Origin of the sequence: uncultured Sphingomonas sp. (assembly GCF_937859915.1) — a bacterium.
Lineage (GTDB): Bacteria > Pseudomonadota > Alphaproteobacteria > Sphingomonadales > Sphingomonadaceae > Solisphingomonas.
Genome location: NZ_CALMAW010000053.1, coordinates 42,727 through 67,916 on the forward strand (window position 1 = coordinate 42,727; position 25,190 = coordinate 67,916).

Below are 25,190 nucleotides of genomic sequence, written 5' to 3' on the forward strand. Positions count from 1 at the left end.
CTCATTCCTCGTCGGGATAGGGGCCCTTGCCGCCTTCGGCGATGAAGCGGTCGACGCGCGCCTGCAGCACCGGCAGCGGCACCGAGCCGAGCTGCAGCACGGTATCGTGGAAGGCGCGGATGTTGAATTTGGCGCCTAGCGCCTTTTCGGCCTTGGCGCGCGAATCCAGGATCGCCTTCTCGCCGAGATAATAGCTCAACGCCTGACCGGGCCATGCGATGTAGCGATCGACTTCGGTCTCGATCTCGTGATCGGCGAGCGCGGTGTTGTCGTGGAGATAGCGTTGCGCCTGCTCGCGGCTCCAGCCCATCGAGTGGATGCCGGTGTCGACCACCAGCCGCGCCGCGCGCCACATCTGGTAGCTCAGCATGCCGAAGCGATCGTAGGGCGTGTCGTACATGCCCATCTCGACGCCGAGCTTTTCGCAGTAGAGCGCCCAGCCCTCGCCATAGGCCGAGATGTAGCCTTGCTGGCGGAAGGGGGGCAGATCCTTGTTCTCGGCGGCGAGCGGCATCTGGAAGGCGTGGCCCGGTGCGCTCTCGTGCAGCGTCAGCGCGGTCAGCGAATAGAGCGGGCGCGAAGGAAGATTGTAGGTGTTGACCAAATAGACGCCCGGCCCGCCGCGTCCGCCGGTGTAGAAGGGCGCGATGTCGTCTGGCACCGGGATGATCGCGAAGCGGCTGCGCGGCAGACGACCGAACCAGCTCTTGGCCTTGCCGTCGAAGGTCTTGGCGATCCAGGCGGCGCGATCGAGCAGATCCTGCGGCGTCTTGGCGTAGAAGCGCGGATCGGTGCGCAGATAGGCGAGGAAGGCGGGCAGGTCGCCCTTGAAGGCGACCTGGCGCATCACGTCGAGCATTTCGGCATGGATCTTCGCGACCTCGTCGAGGCCGATCTGGTGGATCTGCTGCGGCGGCAGATCGAGCGTGGTGAACTCGCGGATCTTCGATTGGTAATAGGCTTTGCCGTCGGGCAGCGAATAGGCGTCGAGCGCGGTGCGCGCATGCGGAATATAGTCGTCGCGCAGGAAGGCGAGCAGCGCCTGGTGTGCGGGCACGACGGCCTCGGCGATGACCGTCACCGCCGCCGCGCGCAAGTCGGCCTGCGTCGCCGCCGGAATCGTCGCCGGCATCGTGCGGAATGGCGCATAGAATGGATTGTCCTGCGGCGTCTTTGCGTCGGTGATCGGCGTGACCGTGGCGTCGCGACCCTCGAGCGTGATCTTCGGCGGCGTGAAGCGGCGCGCCGCGCCGGCCTTCATATTGGCGATCTGCTGCGCGAAATAGCGCGGCATTTCGCCCAGCATCGAGAGATAGTGGCGATAATCCTGCTCGGTCTTGAAGCTCTGTCGCGCCGAACCCGCAACATTGCCCCAAAAGCTCGTGTCGGCGTTGAGCGGCTTCTCATAGTCGCGGTAGCGCTGTGCGGCGAGCAGCGTGGCGATCTGGTTGCGGTAGATTTGCAAATTGATGCGGTTCTCGGGGCTGAGCCTGGTCGCGTCGATCGTGGCGAGTTGCGTCATCACGGTCGACCACCGCTCGAGCCGCGACGCCTGCGCCGCCGGGCCGACGTCGGGCAGGTGTGCGGAGATGCGATCGCCGCTGTCCTCGTCGTCGGCCTGCTGATGCTCCCGCCAGGTCCATTCGGCCGAATAGATCGCGGTGAACCGGGCGTCCTCACTGGTCTGGGCAGCGATCCCTGCGCTCGCCATGGTCAGTGCCGATGCGGTCATCATCGCCAAGAGTCCCGCCTTGAAAGCCTGCATGCGACCTGCCCCTGTTTGCAATATGCCAAGGATCGTATATCGTATTCTTGTGACAGGCAAGGAGAGTGCGGTGCGCGAGGCGTTGGCGGGAACACGGCGGGAATGGCTGACGGGGGCCGGCATCGTGGCGTTGGCGAGCGGTCTCAGCGCGCGTGGATCTGCTGCGCTGGCGGCCAGTCCGGGGCTGCTGCCTGACCGCGTCGAACCGCTACCGCTCGCTGCGGTGCGTCTGCTGCCGTCGCCCTTCCTGGATGCTGTGAACGCCAACCAGCGCTATCTGGCATCGCTCGACCCGGATCGCCTGCTGCACAATTTCCGGACCGGCGCGAGGCTTTCGCCAAAGGCCGCGGCTTATGGCGGTTGGGAGGGCGACACGATCGCCGGCCACACGCTCGGCCATTATCTTTCCGCGCTCGCGCTGATCCATGCGCAGACCGGCGACACCGAGGCCAGGCGCCGCGTCGACTACATCGTCGCAGAGCTCGCCGCTTGCCAGCGGGCGCGCGGCAACGGCTATGTTGCGGGCTTGCTGCGCAAGCGCAAAGACGGCAGCCGTGTCGACGGCGAGGAGATATTCGGGGAGATCGCGCGCGGCGACATCCGCTCCGGCGGCTTTGATCTCAACGGCGCCTGGTCGCCACTCTATAATATCCACAAGACCTTTGCCGGTCTGCTCGATGCACAGCTGCATTGCGACAATCGACAGGCGCTCGACGTCGCCATCGGGCTGGCGCGCTATTTCCAGCGGCTGTTCGCCGCCTTGAGCGACGAGCAGATGCAGGCGATGCTCGGCTGCGAATATGGCGGACTGAACGAGAGCTTCGCCGAATTGTCGGCGCGCACGAGCGATCCGCAATGGATGGCCGTTGCCGAGCGTATCCACGACAATGCGGTGCTCGTGCCGTTGGAGCGCGGGCAGGACGATCTGCCCAACATCCACGCCAACACCCAAATTCCAAAACTGATCGGCCTCGCGCGCATCCACGAGATCACCGGCCGCGCGACCCCCGGCGTCGGCGCGCGCTTCTTCTGGGACACGGTGACGCGCCATCACAGCTATGTCATCGGGGGCAATGCCGATCGCGAATATTTCTTCGCTCCCGATGCAATATCCCAGCATATCACCGAGCAGACCTGCGAACATTGCAACAGCTATAATATGCTCAAGCTGACCCGGCATATCTACGGCTGGCAGCAGCCTGACGCTGCACTGTTCGACTATTATGAACGGACCCACTTCAACCATATCCTCGCAGCACATGACCCCAAGACGGGGATGTTCACCTATATGACGCCGCTGATGTCGGGCATCAAACGCGATTGGTCGTCGCCGACCGAGGATTTCTGGTGCTGCGTCGGCTCGGGAATGGAAAGCCACGCCAAGCATGGCGAGTCCATCTATTGGGTGGGCAAGGCGGCGCTTCTGGTCAATCTCTTCATTCCATCTCGCGCGCATTGGGCGGCAAAGGGCGCGGATATCGAGCTCACCACCGCCTACCCCTATCACGGCGAGATCACGCTGAGACTGGCGACATTGAAGCAGGTCGGTGCCTTTGCGATCGCGCTACGCGTGCCGGGCTGGTCGACGTCGGCCGCGATCGCGGTCAACGGGCAGCCGGTCGAGGCCGAACGTGCGGCCGGCTATGCGGTCGTACGTCGCCGCTGGCAGGAGGGCGATATCGTGACGATGACATTGCCGATGGACCTGCGCATGGAATCCACCTCCGACGATCCCGACACGATCGCCATCCTGCGCGGGCCGCTGGTGCTCGCGGCGGATCTGGGGGCAGCCGATTTGCCGGTCGTGAGTGGCGCAGCACCGGCGCTGGTCGGCAACGACATCCTCGCCGGCTTCCGCGCGGATCCGGCGCAGCCGGCACTCTACCATACGAAGGGGCTGGGCCGACCGGCGGACATGCGTTTCGGTCCCTTCTACAGCGCCTATGACCGACGCAGCGCAGTCTATTTCAAGCGGTTCACCGATGCCGGCTGGGAAACCGAGAAGGTCGCGTTCGCGGCGGAGCAGGCGCGGCTTGCCGATCTCGCGGCGCGCTCGGTCGACGTCATGCATCTTGGCGAGATGCAACCCGAACATGATCACGGCCTGACCTCCGACATCTCCTATCCGGTGGTCTATCGCGGCCGTAACGGACGCGATGCCCGCAGCGGCGGCTTCTTCCAGTTCGTGATGAAAACCCGCCCCGGCCCCCTCCTGCTCGAGGCAACCTACTGGGGCGACGAGCGCAAGCGCGCCTTCGACATCCAGATCGACGGCCATACGATCGCGACGCAGCAGCTCGAGGCGCTCAGACCCGGTCAGTTCGTTGACGTCGACTATCCGCTGCCCGAAGCGCTGACCCGCGGCAAGCCGAGCGTCACCGTCCGCTTCCAGCCGCACGTCGGGCATACGGCGGGGCCGGTCTTCGGCGTGCGCCTGTTCACGCCCAAGCCGGTTCCCACAGTCTGACCCGGTCGACGCAGTCACTGTCCTGCTTACGGTGCCCGCGTAAGCCGCAACAGCATCGCGCCATGGCCGGGGATCTCCCAGGTCCGCCGTGTCGGGCTGTCGGGAACGCCGGCCCACACGTCCACGAGCCTTGCGATCCGCGCGAGGCCCGCATCCTGTAGAGTAAAGCCGATGTCGCGCGCGGTCGTGCCGCGGTTGAACAGCGCGAGCGCGACCGATCCGTCGGCGAGCGGCCGCGCCCAGATTTCGGCGTCGCCATCCTTGCGGATGCGCCGCGCCTGCCGGCCGAGCGGATCCTGGTCGATCGCGATCACGCCGCGACTTTCGAGCAGCGCGATCGTCGCCGGCGACATCGTGCGGACGTCGTTGCCGAGCATCAACGGCGCGGCCAGCATCGCCCATAGCGTCATATGCGTGCGATATTCGTCCTCGCTCATCCCGCCATTGCCGATCTCAAGCATGTCGGGATCGTTCCAGCCGCCGGGACCGGCGGTGGCCGCGTCGCCGTCCTTGTCGAAGCCGATCGCCGCCATCGCGGCATAATTGTCCGCGATGTCGCCGGTCGTGCGCCAGAGATGACCGCCGACGCCGCTGCCCCAGGTGCCGACGCGGTCGCGGCCATATTGGCACAGGCTGTAGACGATCGGCCGACCCGTCGCGCGCAGCGCCTGCCCCATCTGCTGATAGGCGAGCCTGACCTCGGCGGCGGTGCGGAAAATGCCCTCGCCCGAGCAGAGATCATATTTCAGATAGTCGACGCCCCATGCCGCGAAGGTCCGCGCATCCTGTTCGACATGACCGTAGCTGCCCGTGAAACCCGCGCAGGTCTTCGGCCCGGGCGAGCTGTAGAGGCCGAGCTTCAGGCCTCGCGTATGAACATAGGCGGCAAGCGCTGGCATGTTGGGGAAGCGGGCATTGGCGCGGATCGCGCCGTCGGCGCTGCGCGTGCCCTGCCAGCCGTCGTCGATGTTGACGTAGCGATAGCCGGCATCCCGCAGGCCGGAGCTGACGAGGTGATCGGCGATCGCGCGGACGGTGGCGTCGTCGATCGCGGCGGCAAATCGGTTCCAGCTGGACCATCCCATTGGCGGGGTCGGCGCGAGGCCGTCGGCGGCGAGCGTGACGGGCGCAGGCAGCGGCGCGCGCGGGAAGGCGAGGCGGGTGGCGTCGGTCGCGGTGCCGCGGCGGAGCGCGGACTCGACGTGGCGCTCCCAGATGTCGCCGGTGACGCGCAGGCGCGTGCCGTCGATCGTTGCGGTCCATGGCCGCGGCGGCAGGCGCGGATTGCCGTTGTCGATCAGGAAATGCGCGGTGCCCCCGGTGACGGCAAGCGCGCGCATCGGCACGTCGCCATACCAGTCGGTGGTGACCGACCCGCGCCAGCCGCCGGCGTCGCGTGACAAGCGTAGCATGCGCAGGCCGGGAAATTCCGCCGATCGCGGGAAGAGCCAGACGCCGCCCATCGCGGTCCGAGGAGCGGCCGGCGCGGCGAGGGTCAGCGCGATGAATGCCGACAGCAGCCCTCGCATGATCGTCACGCGCCGGTGCCGATGAACGGCAGCATGGCGGCGGCGAGCCCGTCGGACGAGGCGGTCAGACGGATCGTGCCGCCGCGGTCACCGGCCTGGACGATCGCCATGCACAGCCCGTTGAACGCGGAGCGGGCGGTGGCATGGTCGGGCTCGAGGCTGCGCGGATCGCCATTGCCGACGCCGAGCAGTTTGGCATCGCCCGACAGCGCAAAGACGACGTGATTGGACGCAGTCGGTACCTCGCGGCGGTGCGTGTCGAGGATCGCGGCGCGCACCACGGCGACTTCCCCGGGCGCGAGTTGGCGGCGATCGCTCGACAACTTGACACGCGTCGGTGCGCCGGTCGTCTCGCGCGTCGCGATCAGCGTGCGCTGCCCGGCCCGGAATCCGTGCGCCTCGATCCGGCCGGGTACGTAGGGTACCTGCCATTCGAGGTGGCGGTTGCGCTCGACACTCTTGCGGCCGAGGCTGCGGCCGTTGACGAACAGCTCGACTGCCTCGCAATTGCTGTGCACCCAGACGGGCACCGGCTTGCCCTCGCGCCCGGGCCAGGTCCAGTGCGGGAAGAGATGGAGTATGGGGTCCGGCCCCCACCAGGCGCGGTAATACCAGTAGTCGTCCTTGGGAAAGCCGCAGCTGTCCATCTGGCCGAAATTGGAGGCGTTTTCCGGCCAGCGCTCGAAGGGTGTCGGCTCGCCGCGATAGTCGAACCCGGTCCACACGAAGCCGCCCGCGAGGAAGGGCCGCGCGTCGTAGAAGCTCCACCAGGTCTCGGCGGTGGTCGCCCAGCGCGGGAAGTCGGTGTCGTAGGCGGGCACCACGCCGGCCTTGTCGTCGCGGACATATTCGCCGCGCGTCATCACCGTGCTGGCGACTTCGGTGCCGATCATTGGCGTGGTTGGGTGCGCGGCGTGAAAGGGGTCGACCTCGCCGAGGAAATAGTTGCAGCCCTGCACGTCGAGGATGCGTGAGGCGCCCTGGCCGAACTTGCCGTTAAACGCCTCGGTGACGGGGCGCGTGCCGTCGAGCTCGTAGACGCGACGCTTCATCGTCTCGGCGATCCGCGCGCCGGTCTCGGTGCCGCGGTGGATCTCTTCGTTGCCGATGCTCCACAGAATGACGCTCGGGTGGTTGCGACCCTGGCGGACCAGCCGGTCGAGCTGGCTCATGCCTTCCGCATCGCTCGACATCTGCCGGGTCTCGTCCATGACGAGAATGCCCATCCGGTCGCAGGCGTCGAGGATGGCGCTGTTGGCGGGGTGATGCGTCGAGCGATAGGCGTTGCTGCCCATCGCCTTGAGCTGCTCGAGCCGCCAGACGTGCAGGCTGTCGGTCACCGCGAAGCCGACGCCGGCATGATCCTGGTGGTTGCAGGTGCCCTTGATCTTCACCGGCTTGCCGTTGAGGAAAAAGCCGTGGTCCGCATCGAAGCGGATGCTGCGGATGCCGAACCGGGTCTCGTCGCGGTCGACGACGGCGTCGGCGACGACGATGTCGCTTGCCAGCGTGTAGCGCTGCGGCGTCTCCAGCGACCATAGGGCCGCCTGTGCGATCATCGTCTCCTGCGGGACGGTGACGCTGCCCCAGGCGGGCAGGGCGATCGGCTCCGACAACAGGGTGGCCGCGATGCGCCCGTCGGGTCCGGTGACCGTCGAACGCACGCGCGCGCTGGCCGCGGGGCCGTCATTGTCGATCTCGGTCGCGATGCGTAGCCGCGCGTCGGCGCCGAGGATTTCGGATCGCACCGTCGCACCCCATTGGCGGATATGCGCGGGCGCGGTCTCGACCAGCCGGACGTGGCGATAGAGGCCGGCACCCTCATAGGACCAGGCTTCGCCGAGGCTGACGTCGCAACGGACGACGAGCATGTTCGTCTCGCCCGGTCTGGCGAAGTCGGTGATGTCGATGCGGAAGGGTGCGTAGCCGCTCTCGTTCGACCCGACGACGAAGCCGTTGAGGATGACGAGGCAGTTGCGCGAGACGCCGTCGAATTCGAGTGCGAGGCGTCGGCCGGCGTCCTCGGCCGCGATCGGCAGCGTGCGGCGATACCAGCCGACGCTGGTCGCGGGCCACAGCCGGCCGACCGGCTTGAACCCCTGATAGGCGCCGGTGCGATCGAGATCCGAGCCCGGCGGGCCGAACTGCTCGAACGGCAGATCGACCGCCCAGTCGTGCGGCAGGTCGACCGGCTGCCACTCCTTGTCGTCGAAGCTCGCGTCGGCGACCGGCGTGCCGACGTCGCCCGACTTGCCATAGGTATCGTGCGAGGTGCCGAAGCCGAAATCCTTGGCCGGATCGGCGGCGTGACCGAGGTGGAAGCGCCAGCCGCGATCGAGCGGCACGACGCGGCGCGGGAAGGGCGCCGTAATGGCGGCAGGCGCTGCTCGCGCCATCGCCGGCAGTAGAGCGACCGCGCTCACCGCGCCGCCCGTTTTCAGCAGGTCGCGGCGGTGGACGCGGTCGGTCATCGTAGAAACTCCCGGTGGCGGGCCGGCACCGGGCCGGCCCGCACTCGCTATCAGAGGTTGACCGTCGCGCCGACGAAGATCGTGCGGCCCAGCGTGTCGTAGACGCCCGGATAGGTGTTGCCGTTGCCGAAGGATTCGAGAATGCCGGAGGCAATCGCGGGCGGATCCTTGTCGCCGATGTTGTTGACGCCGGCGCGCAGCTGAAGGCCGTGCGGGAAGGTCTTGGTCACGGCCAGATCGAAGTAGTTGTAGGTCGGGATGTGGCTGTTGATCTGGCTGCCCACGCCGGTGAGGAAGCTGTTGCTCGACAGGCTGGACAGCTTGGTCCGGTCAATCATGCGCCAGGCCAGCGACAGCGAGGCGTCGCCCGGGATCAGCCAGGTGATGCGCGCGACATGGTGCCAGGTCGGGTTGGGCTCGCCGCAGGTATAGCCGTAATAGCCCTTGCAGTCATAGGAGCCGAGACCCGGCAGCGGTTCCGCGACTTGGTGCAGCAGCAGCGTGCCGACGAGGTTGAAGTTGATCTTGCCGTGCTTGCCGATGCCCAGCGTGTAGTCGGTGTCGAAGTCGAGGCCCGAGGTTTGGAGATAGCCGGTGTTGTAGGTGGTCGAGACGATGTAGCCGCCGGCCGTCGTGCTCCCGAAGATCGCGCCCGACTGCGGATCGCGGTGGAACAGGCTGCAATAATAGGGATCGCCCGTCGAGATGCACTGGCTGATCGCGAGCGAGGGCGCGATCGAGCTGATATAGTCCTTCACCTTGATGTGGTAATAGTCGAGCGAGAAGGAGAAGTTGCGAATCTGGTGGGGGGTCAGCACCAGGCCGATCGTGTAGGTGTCGCCTTTTTCCGGCTTGAGCTTGGCGTTGCCGCCGTAGAGCTCGTCGCAGGTGTCGGCCGGGCACTGAGGGATCTTGCCATATTGTGCGGCGGAAACGCCGGTCAGCGCGCAGGCGGTCGTCGTCGCGGTGGGCTTGACACCGGCGCAGGGATCATCGGACGAGACGTTGCCGATGCCCTGCGAGCCGAACAACTCGCTGATGTTCGGCGCGCGGATCGCACGGTTGTAGCTGGCGCGCAGGCGGACGTCGGTCGTCGGCGCCCAGTTGAGCTCGGCCTTGTAGGTGTAGACATTGTAGTTGGAGGCGAAGCCCGTCGAGCTCTGCGAATTGTGATAGGCCGAATAGCGCACGCCGCCGTCGATCGACACTTCATGCGCGAACGGCATGTCCTGCAGGATCGGCACCTCGATCTCGCCATAGCCCTCGTTGACGGTGATGCGGCCGTCGGTCGGCACCGCGCCGCCTTCCTGTGCCACCGCGTCGGCGGTGTAGATCAGCGATTCGTGGCGATGTTCGGCGCCGATCGCGATGTTGACGCCGCGCGTCGCCCACGGGCTGGTCAGGCCGAAGGTGCCGAGATCGCCGGTGATGCTCGCCGAGATGACGGTCTGCGTGTCGCGCTCGGCGGTGTTGCTGTCCGCGAACAGATATTGCGCCTGGCTCGAGGAAATGCCGTTCGACTGGAAGATGTTGATCGGCACGCAGCTCGGATCACTGCCGTCGACGACCGACTGGCAGGTCGGCGTGCCGTTGACGTTGACGACATCGATCGCGCGCTGCGCCTTGATGGTGTCGACATTGTTCAAATAGGTCTCGTTGTAGCGGACCAGCGAGTGGAGATAGTTCACGTCATAGCTGAAGCCGTGGCCGATATCGCCGCGGACGCCCGCGGTATAGCGGAAGTCGTTGTGGCGCAGATCGTCGCGACGCGAGAAGTCGCTGTTGAGACGGTAGCCGATCAGCGTCTGCTCGGTGGCGTTGGTGCCCGCGGCCGCGCCGCACAGCGTTGTCGCCTGCTGCGCGCTCATCAGCGGATTGTCGCAGTTGAGCGTGAAACTGCTGCCGAGGAACAGCGCGGAGGGCGCGACCTGCGAGAAGGTCGTATCGCGCATGAACATGAAGCTGCCGTAGAGTTCGGCGGCGGGGCTGATCTTGAACTTGCCGAAGGCGCCGGCGGTGTAGCGCTTGTCGGAGCGCTGGATGTAGTTGCTCGGGGAATAATTATAGGCGTAGCTGCTGTCGTAGGGCACCCAGGTCTTGGAGCCGTCCTTCGAATTGGTCAGATACTGACCTCCGGCGCTGGGGCCGGTCAGCGGCAGGAAGGTGCCGTAGGTCGAGGTGCTGGAACCGCCGCAGACCAGGCCGGTGCCGGCGGTGTCGAGCTGATTGAGCGCGCAGCTCGAGACGTCGCGGGTCGATTCGAGCACCGGATCGGCCTGGCGATAGCCGCCATAGACGGTGATGTTGCCGCGGCCGTCGGCGAAATTCTTGCCATAGGCGACGTTGACGTTCTGCTTACCGCCGTCGAGCACGGTGTCCGGCGCGGTGGTATAGCCCGCCGCGCGGTTAACGCCGCGCACATAATTGTTGCCATTGTCGTGCTGGTCGATGCCGGTCTGAGCATCGATCCGCAGGCCGTCGAGATGATCCTCGATGATGAAATTGACCACGCCCGACAGCGCGTCCGAACCATAAACGGCCGAGGCGCCGCCGGTGACGACGTCGACGCGCTTGACCAGCGACGACGGGATGAAATTGAGATCGATCGCCTGCGACGACATCATCCGCTGGCCGTTGATCAGCGTCAGGACGCGGCTGGAGCCGAGGTTGCGCAGATTGACCTGCGAGGTGCCGTTCGAGCCGTTGGAGACGTTCTCGTTGGCATCGGCGGTAAACTGCGGCAGCCGATTGAGCACGTCGACGATATTGGTCGCGCCCTCGAGCTTGACCTCCTGGTCGCTCACCGTCGTCAGCGGGCTATTGCTCTGCAGATCGGGGCGCTTGATGCGCGTGCCGGTGACGAGAATCTCGTTCGAGCTGTCGCCGGTATTGTTGGGCGAGGCATCCGCCGCAGTCGGCACGGGCGTCACCTGCGCATAAGTGGTCGACGACAATAACGCCGTAACCAAGGCGCCGATCGCGGCATTGCGTCTGGTCGCAGCCGTATAGTTTCGCATGGATTTCCCCTTCGCCGTTGAGGCTTTGTGGGGGCAATCCATCATGATCGCAGCATGATGTCAAATATATTATACGATATAACGGGCGAAATTATTCGAAACAATCGCATTACCCGATGTCGACCCGGATGTGTCGATGCCGTGGCCCTTGCGAGAGCAAGATAATGTCTCGGCCGTCCTCGATACGGACCGGGGCTCCGGCGACGGTCGCCCGGTGGATTATCTGGCCCTTGGGGAAGCGAATGCGCAGGCGCGTCTCGCGCGGCGCGCGCGGCGGAAGCTGGATCTCGCCTTCAATGAGCTGGGGCGACGTCGCGCGCAGCGAGAAGCCGACCGGGCCCCAGCGCGTCGGCGCGTCGGCGATCGCGATCGGCCGGCCCGATGCGATCCAGCGCGTCGGCACGGCGCGCGCGAGATGGAGCCGGTCGGCATCGGCATCCTCATAAACGAGCATCCAGCGGACCAGCGTCGGGATGGTCAGCTGCGCGGGAATGCAGAACAGCGCGAGATCGCCGTTGATCCCCGAGACCTCCCCGCCCATCCAACTGCCGCGCGTGTGCGCGTGGAAACGGTGCGCATAGAGGAACAACAGATATTCCTCGATCCGGTCCTGCCGCAGCAGCGCCTCAGCATAGCCGTAGGAGATGAAGCCAAGGATATCGCGGCTCTCGGCATTGGGCCGCCCGATATTGGCAACGACGCCCAGCGTCGTGCCGCCATGCCCGCGCAGGCAGTCGATCACCAGCGCCTCGAGGTCCGCGGGCAGCACGCCGGGCTGGAGCAGCTCGGCATAGGCTCGATGCGGCCAGCCCTGTTCGGATTCGGTCTCGCGCGTCAGCGCCTCGCGAAAGGTCTCGCTGACACCGGGCAGTGGGCCGACATAGGGTGGTTTGAGGTCATGGCGGATATTGGCGCGAAGCCGCTGGACGAGCTGCGCCTGCAACCGATCGGCGCGCGCTGACCAGTCGCGCGCATCGGCGGACGTGCCGCCGATCGCAGGCCAGACCGCGGCGATCTCGCGCCAGCCGCGGACCGCGAAGGCGGAATTGGCCCAATAGGGCTTCCACCAGATCGTCGGATCGGGATGGAGGCAGGAATCGGACTCGTTCCAGCCGTGGATGAGGCCGTAGCCGCGGTCGGTAACGGACAAAGCGAGGCTCTGGTCGTGCAACTCGGCGAGCAGCGTCGCGGTCGCGCGGATCTTGTCGCGGTGCCGGCCGAGCGTCGCGACGTCGCCGGTCAGCTGCAGGTAGCGCGCGAGCAGCGCCAGCGTGAGGCCATATTGCGCGGTTTCGGGGCCGCGCATGTCGACGAGGCCATCGGGCTGGACGAAGGCGGTGAAATATTGGTCGAGCACCGCGCGGGCCTGCGTGAAACGGCCCCACAGCAGATTGGCGTAGAGCGAGCTGGTGAACGTGTCCTGGAAGCCGTCATATTCCGAGCCGTAATAGTCGCGGTCGACCGCGCCATATTTGGGCCAGACGCCGTTCGGGCGGACGATCAGCTCCTTGGCGAAGGCGTGATCGACCATGTCGGTCCATTCCGGATCGGGCAGCGTGGCCGAGGTGCCCTCGGCGAGCTCGGCCTGCCAGCTCCGCGCGAAGCGGAACAGCGCGGTGTAGAAGGCCTCGGGCGTCGGATGCTCGCGGCGAGGCGGATAGGGGGCGTAGCTGTGGCCATAGTCGGCAGCGACGATTTTGCCCTGCTCGACATGCAGCGTGCGATGCCAGGTCTCGACGATGAAGCGATTGTCGGCGTCGGTATCCGCGAAGACGATCATATCCCAGACGCCGCCCGCCTTGCGCGGGATGACCTTGTGCACCGCCGGCAGCCAACCGCCGAGCAGCCCCTCGCGGCGTTTGAGCGCGACGTCGTCGCCGGACAGCTCGGGGAAACGGTGCTCGGGGCGGTAGGTGCGCGTACGGCCGTTGCGCATCACCGGCATCGTGTCCTCGGCCTGCTTGGTCCCGACCAGCGTCGTCCACGGCAGCCGCGCGCCGATCTCGTCGGCCTTGAAGTTCGACGCGCTCGGCGGGGCGGCGTCGCGTACCCGGTCGGGATCGGGGTCGCCGCCGCCGGCGAGCAGCGCGTCGGCGAGCAGGTCGGCGTCGGCGAGCGCGATGTCGCGCATTCGCAGGCCAAGATGCGCGGGCGCGGCGGTGGCGAACATCGCCTCGGTCCGCTTGGCGAGCTGCAGCGCGCCCGAGGCCGACGAGAAGCTGATCGCGCCGTCGGGATCGCGCAGATCCTCCCACACCGCGAAGCGCGTGCCGTCGATCGTGACGTCGAGCAGATGCGTGTGCCCTGCCAGCGCGCTTTCCGGCAGGATCGGTAGCGGCGCCGCGCGCAGTGTTTCGCTGGTGAGGGCCGCGGTGGCGACGACAGAGGATTGCAGGAAATCACGGCGGTTCATGCGGCCTCGCGGGTCGGATAGAGGGGGGCGGAGAGCGGCCTTCTGAGCACCAGCGCGATCAGCACGCCGGCCGCCGCGATCGCCGCCTGCAGCATCCAGAAGCGCGTCGGGCCGAGCGGTGCGTAGAAGCGCGCGAGCCAGCCTGCGGTCAGATTGGCGACGAACAGGCCGGCATAGGCGACACCCATCAGCGTCGCGGTCAGCCGCGCCGGTGCGGCGCGCGACACCGCGGCAAGCAGCACGGGCATCACATACAGATAGGCGGACGAGGACAGCAGGAAATAGCCGAACCCCCAGAAGGCGCCGAGCGCGTGCGGGGTCGGCCAAGCATATGCGAACAGCGCGAGCAATCCGTCCGCTGCCGCCATCATCGCGCAGCCGATCGCGAATTTGGAGGCGACGCGCGGCTCGCGCCCAGCCGCCGCCTGGCGTTTCCACAGGAACATCACCAGCGGCGTCGACAGCACCGTTATCAGCCCGTCGCTCGACAAATACCAGGCGACGGGAATCTCGAACCCGCCGACATGGCGGTCCGCGGCGTCCCGGATCCACAAGGGGAAAACGTCATAGCCCTGCCCGAACGGGACATTGTAGCAGAGCGACACCGCGACGAGCCCGAGCAGCGCGGCGATCCGGCGCCCCTCGCCCGCCTGTCCGGCCTCGCGCACCGCGTCGCGGCCGCGTGGTCGGTCGGCTGGAAGATGACGCCAGCCCGCGGCGTAGATCGCGATGCCGACGAGCATGCCGATGCCGGCGCTGGCGAAGCCGAGATGCCAGTTGTGCGTCTCGCCGATCGAGCCGCAGACCAGCGGGCCTGCGAAGGCGCCGATGTTGATGCCAAAGTTGAACAGCAGAAAGGCGCGGTCGCGCCGCATGTCGTCTGGCGCGTAAAGTCTGCCGACTTGGGTCGCTATATTGCCCTTGAGGCAGCCCGAACCGCAGATCAGCGCGGCGAGCGCGATCAGGAAGCTGGCGTCGAAGGCGAGGAGGAAATGGCCGAGCGCCATCAGCCCCGCGCCAAGCAGGACAGTGCGGCGGCCACCAAGCAGGCGATCGCCGACGAGCCCGCCGATCAGCGGGGAGAGATAGACCAGGCCGGTATATAGCCCGAAAATCTGCGACGCGAGCGCTTGGTCGGAAAGAGGCCCCGTGACCGCCTCCACGCACGTCCGGAACAGCGCGAAGCCCCAAATCACCCGGCCGCCGCCGGACGGCAATAACACCGTGGCCATGTAGAGCATGAGGAGCGCCTGCATGCCGTAGAAGGAAAATCTTTCCCACGCCTCCGTGCCGGACAGAATGGCCAAGCCGCGGGGGTGGCTGACGGTCGCGTCGCGGGTCATGCGCGGACCAGCCGGATCATCGTCGTGTCGTCGGACAGCGGCACGACATGCGCGCCTCTTTCGATAGAAAGCGGTGCGGAAGCGGTATAACCCTTACCCTCAATGACCAAGCGCGCCGCCCGCGTGGTAGCGTCCCGAGCGTCGAAGACGAGCGCGACCTCGCCGCTTACAGTATCGAAGCGCGCAGCAACGAAACGGCCGGCTTCGAGCACCAGCCACAGCCTCGCAGGCGCGATGAAGATCCGCGTCCGAGCGCTGTCCTTGGGCACGAGGCGAATGCTCGCCCCGTCCGCGCGGACATCCCCACCGAAACCGATCCAGCCGAATTCGGGATGGTTCACCAGATAGCTGGCCGTCCCGAAGGCATGACCGAAGTAGCTCATCCCGTAATCGCCCGAATAGGCGTCGAACCGCATCATGTCCGGATAGGAATGGAACGCGCAGGCGCCGAACCCCTCTCGATCGATGTTGGTGAGCGATCCCATCAACCCGCCGTAGGCGACGCGCAGCAAATGAATATCGTCGGGGTCGCGGCGATAGCTGTCGAACAGCGGCAGCGCGTTGAGCGTGGATCCATAATGGTGGAGCTGCCGCTCGATGCGCGCGGTCTTACCCGCGAACAGGAAATCCCAATAGCGCCGCGCGCTGCCGTTATAGCCCCAATGCGGGATGAGGGGGTCATACCCCAGGATCACCTCGCGCGTCAGGACGGCCTTCGCATCGTCGCCGAAGTGGCGCATCCAGGCATAGACCTCCTCCTGGCCGGTCGAATCCCACGGCATCTCGCTGCCGAAGGGAAAGGCCTCCGCGCTCCATCGTGCCGCTCGCCTCTGCATGTCGGCCTCGAGTGCGTCTGCCTGCGCGGTCATCGCCTCGCGGCGGAGGTCAGCGAGGAGTGCGACCAGCACGTCGCCTTCCATCTGCCCGAAGCCGACATATTGCGGGGCAAACCGGGTCATGGCGAGCGCGGTGCGTGCTGCGCGGTCGAGATACCAGCGCCAGTTGTGTGCCGTGACGAGACCCGTCCGGTTGCGAGCGAGCCGGTAGAGCACCCATTGTGCGGCGGCAACGTGGACGTAGTTGAAGGACCGCACGATCGATCGCGCTTCCTCGACGTTCCAGCTCGACCAGCCCGTCCAGTCGATCGCGGGATCATAGTCCGAGGCATGGGATGGCTCGTACCAGAACAGGCTCTTGCGGACGCCGTCACGGAGCGGCCCGTCGGGCACTTGGAGATGCCGCTCGATCACCTCGACGTGGAACCGCTCGAATTTGGCGAGTTCGGAGGCCTCGGGATTATCGAGTTGCTTCATGATCGCGGCAAGCCAAGATCCGGCGCCGCCCTCGTCGCTCAGCCCGGCGATCCAGACGCGCTTTTCCTGCGTGACCAGAGCGTTCTTTTCACGGTCGTAGCTCAGCACCGACGGACTTCGGCCGAAATGATCGTCCGGATCCTCAAACCATTGCCGGCTGAACAGGAATTTGCCGAGATCGGCGGCTACTTCCCGCGCGGGCTTCGTCACGAAATAATGGACGCTTTGGCGGCTGCCGTCTCCATGACGGAGTGTGACGCGTGCGCGGCCCCAGTGTAGCCCGGTCAAACGGAAGCGCTGCCACGCACCGGTTGCTGCGATCTGCTCAATCGTGATCGCGCCCAGCGGGAATACGTCGATTCCCGCCACCCCGTGCGGAGACTTGACGAACAAGTCGGCAGTAAGATCAGGCGCCAGCACATAGCCGGGTATGCCCACCGCCACCGGCTGCCCCGCCTCGGCCAGCCGCCGTTCTATGGATCGGATGTTGGGGGCCAGGATGATGCGCAGGCCGAACCGACGTTCCTCGCCGGGTGCGAGCGTAAATCCGCTTGGCTCGTTCCACTGTTCGGCACCCTGCCATTCGCGGTCCGCGAAACCCCGGCTTGCCACCATCCAGCGGTAGAACCCCTCGAATGTGAGGCTGCGCTTGGTCCGATCCTTGAGCAGCGCAGCTCCGCCATCGGTTGCTTTACCGTCGGCGATCGGCATCCAGGCCTCGAACGGCGTTCCCGGCTCTGGAATGATCAGCAATGCCGGACCTTGCCCGTTCAAGCGCGTTACCTGGAGATGGCCGCCGTCTAGCCCGACATACGGGTCTGCAAAGCTCGCATGTGCGTGGGCCTGCTCGAGTGTTCGATCGGTCAATATGTTGTCGAAAGGCATGGCGAAGCCGACACCGCCGATGTCGACGGGCGACGTCGTGAGGTTGCGCAACGTGAAGCGCAGGACGAGTGCATCACCGTCGAAAAGCCATCGCCGTTCGATGCGAAACGGCAAGCCCGCGGGGAGCGTCGGCGAGAGATCGGCCGCAGCGATACTGCCGTGCTCCGCGGGCAGCGGGATGACCGGTATGCGACGGAAGGCCGTCGAAATATCCCGCCACATGCCATCGGACCGGAAGCGGATGTCGATGTCGCCGAGGGCATAGTCGCCCGCTGCTATCTCCGCATGGCGATCGGGCGCGAAGTCGAAACCCGGCGTGATGGCGGGCGAAAGCGATCGCAGTACCTGTGACGACGAGGTGAGACCAACGACCAGGGAGGAAGACGCCCAGCGGCGGCCGTCTGGCTCCGATGTCGCGCGCGCAAGCGCGCGGTTCAGAGGCCAACCGTTGCCGAGACACAATATTGGCGCTCCGGATAGGAGCTCGCGACGCCGCATTGCCACAGCCATGACTATCCTCAAATCGAATATCGTATTCTATCTACGAATCGCCACGGCTGTCCAGCGGTGGATGTCGCTGACGCCTCGGCTCACGTTCGCGTGCGATCAGCGGCAGGACACCTGCCGGTCCGCCGCGAGGCGGCGATCGGGCTGATCATGAAAAATCGTTATCTTGAGTCTTCATGCTGTTGCTGTTTCGGAGGCATCGCAACGTCTGGCGATCATGGAGATCAGACCGGTGACAGATGCGGCAGGGATTGACGCGTCGCGTGCGGATGCCGGGGCGGTGCCTCGGCGCTTGCTGGCGTCGATCCACGACGTCGGGCCGCTGTTCGAGGACCAAGTCGATCAACTCGCCGATCGCATCGAGCGCCATCTGGGATCGCCGCGCTATGCCATGCTCGTCGTGCCGGACCATTGGGGCGAGGCGCCGCTGGCCGGCGCGCGCGCGTTCCAGGCGAAGCTGAGGGCCTGGTCGGAGAGCGGCGTCGAGATGTTCGTGCATGGCTGGACGCATCGCGACGACAGTGTCCACCAGGGTTCAGCCGCACGGTTCAAGGCGCGCAGGATGACCGCCGGCGAGGGGGAGTTCCTGGGGCTCGGCCGGACCGAGGCACTTCGCCGCATGGTTGCCGGGCGCCAGTTGCTCGAGGACATCACCGGTCGCCCCGTCGCCGGTTTCATCGCACCGGCGTGGCTCTACGGCTATGGCGCGCGCGGTGCGCTGGGCGACGCCGGGTTTGCGATCGCCGAGGATCATATGCGGGTCTGGAGCCCGGTCGGTGGCGCCGTACTGGCCCGCGGCCCCGTCGTGACCTGGGCGAGCCGAAGCACGCGGCGGATCCGAAGCTCGCTGGGGTTCGCGGCAGTGGCGCGCACCGCCTTGCGCCCACTCCACACGCTGCGCGTCGCGGTCCATCCCGGGGACACCGGCGTACCTGCCCTGCTTGCGAGCATCGACGCGACCCTTTCCGCCGCCTGCCGGCAGCGACGCGTTGCGCGTTATGCCGACCTTCTTGTCGGAGACGCGCAGTGAAGCCGCTTGGCTTGGCGGTCGACGGGTCGGGGTCTGGCTGGGTTCGCGATCCGATCAATGCTCCGCGAGAGCTCGAGGCGCTCGTCGCCGAGGTGCCGCGCTGGCGGCAATGGCTCGGCCCCGCGATCTCATTAGCCATCGTCGCGGCGGTGCTGGTCCAGATCGGCGGCATTGATTTTGCGCGGATCTGGTCGATGCTCCCGAGTGACCCGCTGTTCTGGGCGGCGTTCGCCGCCTGCTACATGGCGCAGCCGGTCAGCGAATGGCTGATTTTCCGTGGCCTGTGGCGGCTTCCGCTGGGCGGGATCATGCCGCTGTTGCGCAAGCAGGTCGGCAACGAGATCCTGCTCGGCTATATCGGCGAGGTGTATTTCTACGGCTGGGCGCGCCGTCATGCCGAGATCGTCGCCGCTCCCTTCGGCGCGCTCAAGGACGTCACAATCCTGTCCGCCATGCTCGGCAATGTCGTCACGCTGGCCGTGCTGGTCGCTGGCTGGTCGACACTGGCGGTGCTGCCGTCGGGTCTGCATCTGCGCTCGCTGGTCGCGTCGGTCGCAGTGATCATCCTGACGTCGCTGGTCGCCCTGCTGCTGAGGCGTCGCCTGTTCAGTCTTCCGCGCGCGGCGCTCGTCCGCGTTGCCGCGCTGCATCTCGCGCGGATCGTCACGATCCTGCTGCTCTCGGTGGCGATGTGGCACCTGTTGCTACCGACGGTCGCGCTGTCGGCGTGGCTCATGCTGGCAACCCTGCGGCTTCTGGTGTCGCGCCTGCCGCTGATCCCCGACAAGGAACTTGTGTTTGCCGGTCTCACGCTGCTGTTGATCGGCCGCAATTCGCCGACCGCCGAAGCCATGACGCTGATCGCGAGCCTGTTTCTCGTCGCCCATCTCGCGATTGGCGTGACGCTGGGTGTCGCCGAACTCGCCGCGACCCGACGCGGGCAATAGCGATGCGGATCGTCGACGTCTGCGCCTTCTATGCGCCCCGCGGCGGCGGCGTGAAGACCTACATCGATCGCAAACTGGCGGCTGGTGCGGCGCACGGGCATGAGATCGTGATCCTGGCGCCCGGCGAAGCGCATCGGGTCGAACGGCGCGGCGCGAACGCGCGCATCATCTACATCCCGTCGCCGCGCTTCCCGCTCGATCGCGCCTATCGCTATTTTGCCGACAATGCCGCGATCCATGCCGCGCTGGATGCGCTACGCCCCGATTTCGTCGAGGCCTCGTCGCCATGGCGCGCCGCCGAGGCGGTGGCGAGCTGGCAGGGGGCCGCGCCGCGCGCGTTGGTGATGCATGCCGATCCGCTCGCGGCCTACGCCTATCGCTGGTTCGGCATGGTCGCCCGACGCGAGACGATCGATCGCAGCTTCGGTTGGTTCTGGCGCCATCTGCGGCGACTGGACGCGCGGTATGATCTGGTCGTCAGCCCGAGCCACAGCCTTGCGGAACGATTGCGCGAGGGCGGACTGAGGCAGGTGGTGACCCACCCGCTCGGCATCACGACCGGCGAGTTCTCGCCGGCGCTGCGCAATCTAGCGGTACGCACCGAGCTTCTGGCGCGCTGCGGGCTCGATGCGAAGGCGACGCTGCTGATCGGCGTCGGCCGGCATGCGCCGGAAAAGCGCTGGCCGCTGGTCGTCGATGCCTGCGCACGCGCCGGGGTCGTCCATCCGATCGGGCTTGTTCTCGTCGGTGACGGTCGGGATCGTGCCCGCGTGCTGCGCGCGGTCGGCGCCAATCCGCATGTGTTGACGCTCGCGCCGATCACCGATCGACCGGCGCTCGCGCAGTTGATGGCGAGCGCGGATGCGCTGATCCATGGATGCGAGGCGGAGACCTTCTGCCTCGTAGCGGCCGAAGCGCGCGCATCGGGGCTTCCGCTGATCGCCCCCGATCGCGGAGGGGCCTGCGACCAGACGCGCGAGGCCGGCGGCGAGCTGTATGCCTCGGGCGACGCCGCGTCGGCGGCGCGCGCGATCGAGCGGCTGATCGGGCGCGACGTCGCGACGGTCGGCGCGCACGCCCGCAGACAAGCCGGCGCGACGCGAACGATGGGCGCGCATTTCGCCGATCTTTTTGGCGCCTATGGCGAGGTCGTACGGCATCGGCGTGCCGCTTGACGCTTGCGCCCGAGGCGGCCGATCGTTGCTAGACCTTTGATGCGGAGCCGAAGCGTCGCGTCGTGTCGCGTGTCCGGCGAATGTTAGCGCGTTTTCGATTGCAGCGGCTGCTCCACATGCAGAAGCGCGCCAGCGCAACGGAGAGGCTGCCGAGACCGCGACCGCCTGCGCCCGGCTGGGACGATATGATCATGATGGGTCTCCGTGCTGCAATAGACGATAGACGCCGCGGCGAGGCACGATCCGTACTCTACGCGGCCGCCCCTGCGGGTTTCGGTGCGTGCGGACGTCTCCTCTTCCGACGGATGACCGGAACATCCGCCGGTCCGACGGGGAATGCATGGAGATACTGGGCACGCACTGCTTCGCTCACGTCGGCCGCGGCGGATGGTGATGCTTGCACGATCGGCGATCGGCCCTACGAGGTGGCCGGCGCGGGCGCTTATCGTGCGCCCGACGTTGGTGAGGGATCAGGCAGGCATGGCGGGCGACGGCCTCGCTGCAGCATTCGCGACGCATCGCGCGCAATTGCTGCGCTACCTGCGCGCGCGTGGCGCCGGCGAGGAGGCCGAGGACTGTTTGCAGGATCTCTGGATCCGCGTGCAGACGGTGAGTACCGACATGGCCACCGATCCGCGCGCCTACCTGTACCGCATGGCGCATAATCTATTGCTCGACAGACGACGCAGCGAGGTACGCCGCGGCCGCCGCGATACGGCCTATCATGACGATGTGCAGGCCGGGGGCGAGGCGGACGAGGCGCCCGCCGCCGAACGCATTTTGATCGCGCGCGAGAAGCTCCGCCGCGTCGAAGCCACGCTGCGCGGTCTGGGCGCGCGAACCGACCATATCTTCCGCCGCCATCGCATCGACGAGATCCCGCAGCGCGACATCGCCGCGGAACTCGGGCTGAGCTTGAGTGCCGTCGAGAAGCATCTGCAAAAGGCCTATCGTGCCATCGCTTCGCTGCCCCGGACCGACCTGTTCGCGCATGACGTGCCCATAGACGGCAAAGGAGGCGCGGCATGACCGTCGAAGACCGCCGCCGCGCCGACGAGGCGCTGGACTGGGTGCGACGCCTGCACGATCCCGAATTCGTCGGCTGGGACGCGCACCTCGCATGGCTCGAGGCCGACACGCGCAATGCCGCAGCCTTCGACGCGGCCTCGGCGATCGTCTCGGAGGCGAGCGAGGGGCTGCAGGCCGCCGGCCGCTGGGAGGGCCTGCCACGCCCCACCAACGACAATGTGGCACCGGTCGCGCCGCGCCGCCGGTATCGGGGCAGCCTCGCCGGTCTCGCGATTGCCGCCGGGATCGTCGGCGTGGTCGCGCTGCCGACGTTGCGCCTCCACGGTGCGCGATCCTACGAGTTGCGCACCGGCCCCGGCGAGCATCGCTCGCTGACACTCGGCGATGGCACGCGGATCGCGCTCAACGGCGAAACGCGCATCCGGCTCGATCCCGCCGCACCGAGGGTCGCAACCGTGGAGGCCGGCGAGGCCTTCTTCACCGTGACGCATGACGCGGCACATCCCTTCGAGGTGCACGCCGGCAATGCCATATTCCGCGATGTCGGCACCGCCTTCGATGTCCAGCGGCAAGGCGCCGTCACCGATCTTGCCGTGAAGGAGGGCGCTGTCCTGTTCGACCCCGATGGCGCCGCAGTCCGGATCGACGGCGCCCGCGCCATCCATGTCGAAGGGGGAACGGCAATCGTCAGGAACGTGGCCTCGGAAGAGGTCGGCGGCTGGCGGACGGGGCGACTTTCCTATCGGGATGCCACACTCGCACAGGTCGCGCGCGACGTTGCGCGCGCAATCGGGCGTCCGGTTGCGGTGGCCCCCGAATTGGCGCAGCGACGCTTCAGCGGCGTCGTCATGATCGATCCCGATCATGGGCTGACGCTTCGCAGGATGGGGGCGGTGATGGGTGTCGAGCTTGAGCCCGTTGGGGCTGGCTGGCGCATGGTGCCCCCGACACGGTGAGGCGCGCGGGTGCGGTCGTGGCGGGAATGACGATGCTGGCTTCGGCCGCACCGGCCGCGGCTGCGCGCCGCCCGGCCATCGCGGTGCCGGCGAGCGACCTGCGCTCGGCGATGCTCGCCATCGGCGCGCAGGCGAACGTCACCATCGGGCTCACCGATCCGGCGCTCGCGAACATTGTGGTGCCGGGGATTGCCGGCCGGATGACCGCAGCTGCGGCACTTCACCGTCTGCTCGCTGGCACGGACGCGGACGACGTCGAGATCGATCCGCAGACCTTTCGGATCGTCCGTCGCCAGGGGATCCGTACCAAACCAGTCGGCTCAGCGGCCCCGCCGCCCCGCATATTGGCAGCGGCCTCCATATCCGACATCGTCGTGACCGGAAGCAAGCGCGCCGCGTCGCTGAACCAATATATCGGAAGCGTCTCGCTCGTCGATACCGCGGCGATCCGCCCGGACCGGCGCGTGCATGGATCGGACGCGCTCGTCGATCAGGTGCCCGTGCTGACCTCGACGCATCTCGGCCCCGGCCGCGACAAGCTGTTCGTGCGTGGCATCGCCGATTCAAGCTTCAACGGCCCGACCGAGGCGACGGTCGGCCAATATCTTGGCGACGTCCGGCTCAACTACAACGCGCCCGATCCCGATCTTGCGGTCTACGACATCACCGCGGTCGAGGTGCTCGAAGGTCCGCAGGGCACACTCTACGGCGCCGGTTCGCTGGGCGGGATCGTGCGGCTGGTGCCGACCTCGCCTGACCTATCGCAGACCTCGCTCGATGTCGGCGCGGGCGGATCGCTCGGAGCGCATGGCGCGCCCGGCGGCGACGTCTCGACGATCGTCAACCTGCCGCTGGTGCGCGACCGGCTTGCGCTGCGCGTCGTTGCCTACGCCGCTATCGACGGCGGTTATATCGACGATCCCTCCCGTGGCCTCACAGATATCAACCGGACCAGGACGGACGGTGCGCGCGCGACGCTGCGCTACCAGCCCGCGTCGGACTGGACGATCGATCTCGGCGGGGTGGTGCAGGGCATCAACAGCCGCGACGGTCAATATGCCGAGCGCGGCCTGCCGTCCCTCGAACGATCGAGCGCGATCGCGCAGCCCTTCGACAACGACTACAGCCTGGGCAGTCTGACCGTCCGCCACGCCATCGGCGCCGCGCTCCTGGTGTCGGCGAGTTCGATCGTGCGGCACGACGTCAACTCGACCTACGATGCCAGCACGATCCCTGCGATGCCGCTCCGCTATCAGGAGCAGAACCACATCACGCTGCTGACCAACGAGACACGGCTGTCGCGCAGCTATGGCGACGGCAGCAATTGGGTGATGGGTGTCGAGTTGCTCCGCAATGCTGACACCCTGACGCGCACGCTCGGCCCGCCTGGCACCTGCGAACGGATCGCGGGCACGCGCGACCTTGCCGAAGAGGCCTCGCTGTTCGGCGAAGGCACGCTTCGCCTGGGGTCACGCTGGTTCGTCACCGCGGGCGGGCGGATCGAATATGCGCGGCTGAGCGACCATACGCTCGACAAACCCACCGAAGGCGCGGAACCGCGTCGCCACGCCACATCTCTGCTGCCGTCGCTGGGGCTGCTGTGGAAGCCGGACTCGCTATTGTCGGTCTACGGACGCTATTCGGAAGGCTTCCGGCCGGGCGGCCTTTCGGTCGATGGCGCCGCGACGCAGCGCTTCGAGGGCGACAGCGTCTCGAATTGGGAGATTGGCGCGCGCTGGGGCGCCCCGCACGACCGCCTGCGTCTGTCCGCGGCGGTCTCCTACACGCACTGGGCGGATATACAGGCCGACCTCATCGACGCGACAGGCTTGCCCTACACCACCAACATCGGCTCGGGCCGCATCATCGGCTTCGAAGCCCAAGGCAGCTGGCGGCCGTTCGCTGCGCTGACGATCGATGGTGCGCTGTTCGTCAACGACAGCAGCCTGTCCAGGCCCGCCGCGGGCTTCGCGGGCGAAGCGGATGCAAGCCTGCCCAACATCTCCGATTTCGTCGGGCGGCTCGGTGTCGGCACGTCGGTCGATCTCGCCGGCCACCCGGTCTCGCTATCGGCATCGACACGCTATGTCGGACGGTCGCGACTGGGCGTCGGCCCGGTGCTCGACCTCCACCAGGGCCGCTATGTCGACACCGCAATTGGGGCCAGCGTGCCGATTGGTCGCGCCACGCTTTCTCTGGACGCGACCAACCTGCTCGATGCGAAAGGCAACATGTTCGCGCTCGGCAACCCGTTCGGCGTGTTGGCCGCGCGCCAGATCACGCCGCAGCGTCCGCGCACGATCAGGCTGGGCGCGACACTGCATTTCTGAGCGACACGCGCGC

14 protein-coding genes are annotated in these 25,190 nt (G+C 66.9%); 7 read left to right on the top strand and 7 right to left on the bottom strand.

Going from position 1 to position 25,190, the window contains the following annotated elements:
* Position 1: 1 nt before the first annotated feature.
* Positions 2-1,735 (bottom strand): DUF885 family protein, encoded by a 1,734-nt coding sequence (locus Q0326_RS07510; RefSeq protein WP_298688758.1) that lies wholly within the window; start codon positions 1,733-1,735, stop codon positions 2-4.
* A gap of 100 nt (positions 1,736-1,835) precedes the next feature.
* Between Q0326_RS07510 and Q0326_RS07515 the strand changes: the two genes are divergently transcribed.
* The gene (locus Q0326_RS07515; protein ID WP_363303824.1) at positions 1,836-4,232 is read left to right on the top strand and encodes a glycoside hydrolase family 127 protein; all 2,397 of its coding nucleotides are present in this window, start codon (positions 1,836-1,838) and stop codon (positions 4,230-4,232) included.
* Between the two features lie 26 nt (positions 4,233-4,258).
* Here Q0326_RS07515 and Q0326_RS07520 read toward each other — a convergent pair whose 3' ends face one another.
* The 6 genes from Q0326_RS07520 to Q0326_RS07545 all read right to left on the bottom strand — a co-directional run bounded on the left by Q0326_RS07520 (position 4,259) and on the right by Q0326_RS07545 (position 17,713).
* Positions 4,259-5,761 carry a glycoside hydrolase family 27 protein gene (locus Q0326_RS07520; RefSeq protein ID WP_298688919.1) on the bottom strand — a complete coding sequence of 501 codons (1,503 nt, stop codon included), beginning with the start codon at positions 5,759-5,761 and terminating at the stop codon, positions 4,259-4,261.
* A gap of 5 nt (positions 5,762-5,766) precedes the next feature.
* Positions 5,767-8,232, bottom strand: a complete 2,466-nt coding sequence (galA, locus tag Q0326_RS07525; protein WP_298688760.1) for a beta-galactosidase GalA — start codon at positions 8,230-8,232, stop codon at positions 5,767-5,769.
* Positions 8,233-8,282: 50 nt separating this feature from the next.
* On the bottom strand, positions 8,283-11,249 hold the full coding sequence (locus Q0326_RS07530) for a TonB-dependent receptor (RefSeq protein WP_298688762.1): 2,967 nt from the start codon (positions 11,247-11,249) through the stop codon (positions 8,283-8,285).
* A gap of 109 nt (positions 11,250-11,358) precedes the next feature.
* A complete protein-coding gene (locus tag Q0326_RS07535) occupies positions 11,359-13,662 on the bottom strand; it encodes a hypothetical protein (protein ID WP_298688764.1) in 2,304 nt (767 codons plus the stop codon).
* A complete protein-coding gene (locus Q0326_RS07540) occupies positions 13,659-15,005 on the bottom strand; it encodes a peptide MFS transporter (RefSeq protein ID WP_298688766.1) in 1,347 nt (448 codons plus the stop codon). Before Q0326_RS07540 ends, Q0326_RS07535 begins: the two co-directional genes overlap by 4 nt.
* A complete protein-coding gene (locus Q0326_RS07545; protein ID WP_363303827.1) occupies positions 15,002-17,713 on the bottom strand; it encodes a DUF5695 domain-containing protein in 2,712 nt (903 codons plus the stop codon). Before Q0326_RS07545 ends, Q0326_RS07540 begins: the two co-directional genes overlap by 4 nt.
* Positions 17,714-17,942: 229 nt before the next feature.
* Between Q0326_RS07545 and Q0326_RS07550 the strand changes: the two genes are divergently transcribed.
* The 6 genes from Q0326_RS07550 (at position 17,943) to Q0326_RS07575 (ending at position 25,177) form a co-directional block, all read left to right on the top strand.
* Positions 17,943-18,740, top strand: coding sequence for a polysaccharide deacetylase family protein (locus Q0326_RS07550; protein WP_298688769.1), 798 nt, complete (start codon positions 17,943-17,945; stop codon positions 18,738-18,740).
* A complete protein-coding gene (locus tag Q0326_RS07555; protein WP_298688771.1) occupies positions 18,737-19,687 on the top strand; it encodes a hypothetical protein in 951 nt (316 codons plus the stop codon). The genes Q0326_RS07550 and Q0326_RS07555 overlap by 4 nt, the downstream gene beginning before the upstream one ends.
* A 2-nt stretch (positions 19,688-19,689) precedes the next feature.
* A complete protein-coding gene (locus tag Q0326_RS07560; RefSeq protein ID WP_298688774.1) occupies positions 19,690-20,862 on the top strand; it encodes a glycosyltransferase in 1,173 nt (390 codons plus the stop codon).
* A gap of 480 nt (positions 20,863-21,342) precedes the next feature.
* The gene (locus tag Q0326_RS07565; protein WP_298688776.1) at positions 21,343-21,891 is read left to right on the top strand and encodes a sigma-70 family RNA polymerase sigma factor; all 549 of its coding nucleotides are present in this window, start codon (positions 21,343-21,345) and stop codon (positions 21,889-21,891) included.
* Positions 21,888-22,847 (top strand): FecR domain-containing protein, encoded by a 960-nt coding sequence (locus Q0326_RS07570; protein WP_298688778.1) that lies wholly within the window; start codon positions 21,888-21,890, stop codon positions 22,845-22,847. The genes Q0326_RS07565 and Q0326_RS07570 overlap by 4 nt, the downstream gene beginning before the upstream one ends.
* Positions 22,848-22,879: 32 nt before the next feature.
* The gene (locus Q0326_RS07575; protein ID WP_298688780.1) at positions 22,880-25,177 is read left to right on the top strand and encodes a TonB-dependent receptor; all 2,298 of its coding nucleotides are present in this window, start codon (positions 22,880-22,882) and stop codon (positions 25,175-25,177) included.
* Positions 25,178-25,190 lie beyond the last annotated feature (13 nt).

Coding starts and splice junctions, on each gene's coding strand:
- Q0326_RS07510 (WP_298688758.1), bottom strand. CDS start 1,735: ATGATGACCGCATCGGCACTGACCATGGCGAGCGCAGGGATCGCTGCC.
- Q0326_RS07520 (WP_298688919.1), bottom strand. CDS start 5,761: ATGCGAGGGCTGCTGTCGGCATTCATCGCGCTGACCCTCGCCGCGCCG.
- galA (WP_298688760.1), bottom strand. CDS start 8,232: ATGACCGACCGCGTCCACCGCCGCGACCTGCTGAAAACGGGCGGCGCG.
- Q0326_RS07530 (WP_298688762.1), bottom strand. CDS start 11,249: ATGCGAAACTATACGGCTGCGACCAGACGCAATGCCGCGATCGGCGCC.
- Q0326_RS07535 (WP_298688764.1), bottom strand. CDS start 13,662: ATGAACCGCCGTGATTTCCTGCAATCCTCTGTCGTCGCCACCGCGGCC.
- Q0326_RS07540 (WP_298688766.1), bottom strand. CDS start 15,005: ATGACCCGCGACGCGACCGTCAGCCACCCCCGCGGCTTGGCCATTCTG.
- Q0326_RS07545 (WP_363303827.1), bottom strand. CDS start 17,713: ATGGCTGTGGCAATGCGGCGTCGCGAGCTCCTATCCGGAGCGCCAATA.
- Q0326_RS07560 (WP_298688774.1), top strand. CDS start 19,690: ATGCGGATCGTCGACGTCTGCGCCTTCTATGCGCCCCGCGGCGGCGGC.
- Q0326_RS07565 (WP_298688776.1), top strand. CDS start 21,343: ATGGCGGGCGACGGCCTCGCTGCAGCATTCGCGACGCATCGCGCGCAA.
- Q0326_RS07570 (WP_298688778.1), top strand. CDS start 21,888: ATGACCGTCGAAGACCGCCGCCGCGCCGACGAGGCGCTGGACTGGGTG.
- Q0326_RS07575 (WP_298688780.1), top strand. CDS start 22,880: ATGCTGGCTTCGGCCGCACCGGCCGCGGCTGCGCGCCGCCCGGCCATC.